The sequence below is a fragment of the Sphaerisporangium sp. NPDC005288 genome (genome assembly GCF_040607475.1).
Taxonomy (GTDB): domain Bacteria; phylum Actinomycetota; class Actinomycetes; order Streptosporangiales; family Streptosporangiaceae; genus Sphaerisporangium; species Sphaerisporangium rhizosphaerae.
Genome location: NZ_JBEXGT010000115.1, coordinates 1 through 1,386 on the forward strand (window position 1 = coordinate 1; position 1,386 = coordinate 1,386).

Sequence of the window (1,386 nt, forward strand, 5' to 3'; positions counted from 1 at the left end):
GGGTCTGTCCAGCCAACGGTGTAACTCGGTTGTTGGTTATCGGGTGGTCGGGGTGAGGCGGTCTTCGAAGGTGATGGCGAAGGCGTTGAGGGCGGCCTTCCATCGGGTGATCCAGCGTTTGCGGCCCTTGCCGGTCGGGTCCAGGCTCATGATCGCCATGTAGACGCATTTGAGCGCGGCCTGCTCGTTGGGGAAGTGGCCACGGGCCTTGACCGCCCGGCGGATGCGGGCGTTGACCGACTCGATGGCGTTGGTGGAGCAGATCACCCGGCGGATCTCCACATCGAAGGTTAGGAAGGGCACGAACTCGGCCCAGGCGTCGTCCCAGAGCTTGACGATCGCCGGGTATCTGCCGCCCCAGGCGTCGGCGAACTCACCGAACCGCTCGCGGGCGGCGGCTTCGGTCGGGGCGGTGTAGACCGGGCGCAACGCCTTGGCGATGGCGTCCCAGTGCTGACGGGCGGCGTAGCGGAACGAGGCGCGCAGCAGGTGCACCACACAGGTCTGCACCACTGTGCGGGGCCAGACGGTCTCGATGGCCTGCGGCAGCCCTTTGAGACCGTCGCAAACCATCATCAGCACATCGGCCACGCCACGGTTTTTGATCTCGGTGAGCACGTGCAGCCAGAACTTGGCGCCCTCGCCGCCGTCGCCGGCCCACAACCCCAAAATGTCGCGCTCACCATCGGCGGTGACCGCCAGCGCGATGTAGATCGGCCGGTTGGCGACCTGCCCGTCACGGATTTTGACGTGGATGGCGTCGATGAACACCACCGGATAGACCGGATCCAGCGGCCGGTTCTGCCACTCGGACATGCCCTCGATCACCTTGTCGGTGATGGTGGAGATGGTCTGCCGAGACACCTCGGCCCCGTAGACCTCGGCCAGGTGAGCGGAGATCTCACCCGTCGTCAGCCCCTTGGCGGCCAGCGAGATCACCATCTCATCGACCCCGGACAGCCGCCGCTGCCGCTTGGCCACGATCCTGGGCTCGAAACTGGCGTCCCGATCCCGGGGAACGGCGATCTCCACCGGACCCACCTCGGTGAGGACGGTCTTGGCCCGGGTGCCGTTGCGGGTGTTGCCGCTACCGCGGCCGGACCGGTCGTGTTTGTCATAGCCGAGGTGGTCGGTGATCTCGCCTTCCAGCGCCGACTCCAGCACCAACTTGGTCAGCCGGCCCAGCAGCCCGTTCTCACCGACCAGCTCCAGCCCTTCGGCACGGGCCTGGTCGACCAGCTTGGCCACCAGCTCCCGATCCGACGGATGCTCTTGCTTCCGCGTCACCGCGGGATCCTCCAGGTCCATCGCCTCAGATGCCTGGATCACCGTACTCGTCACAGGTGTCTCCTTGATCAGGAGTTACACCGTTGGTCTTACAGTCCC

The 1,386-nt window shown here is 66.0% G+C and carries 1 protein-coding gene; it reads right to left on the bottom strand.

Features of this window, described 5'->3' with window-relative positions:
• Positions 1–36 precede the first annotated feature (36 nt).
• Positions 37–1,308: an IS256 family transposase gene (locus ABZU32_RS40920; RefSeq protein ID WP_354932176.1), complete on the bottom strand. Its 1,272-nt coding sequence runs from the start codon at positions 1,306–1,308 to the stop codon at positions 37–39.
• Positions 1,309–1,386: the final 78 nt, after the last annotated feature.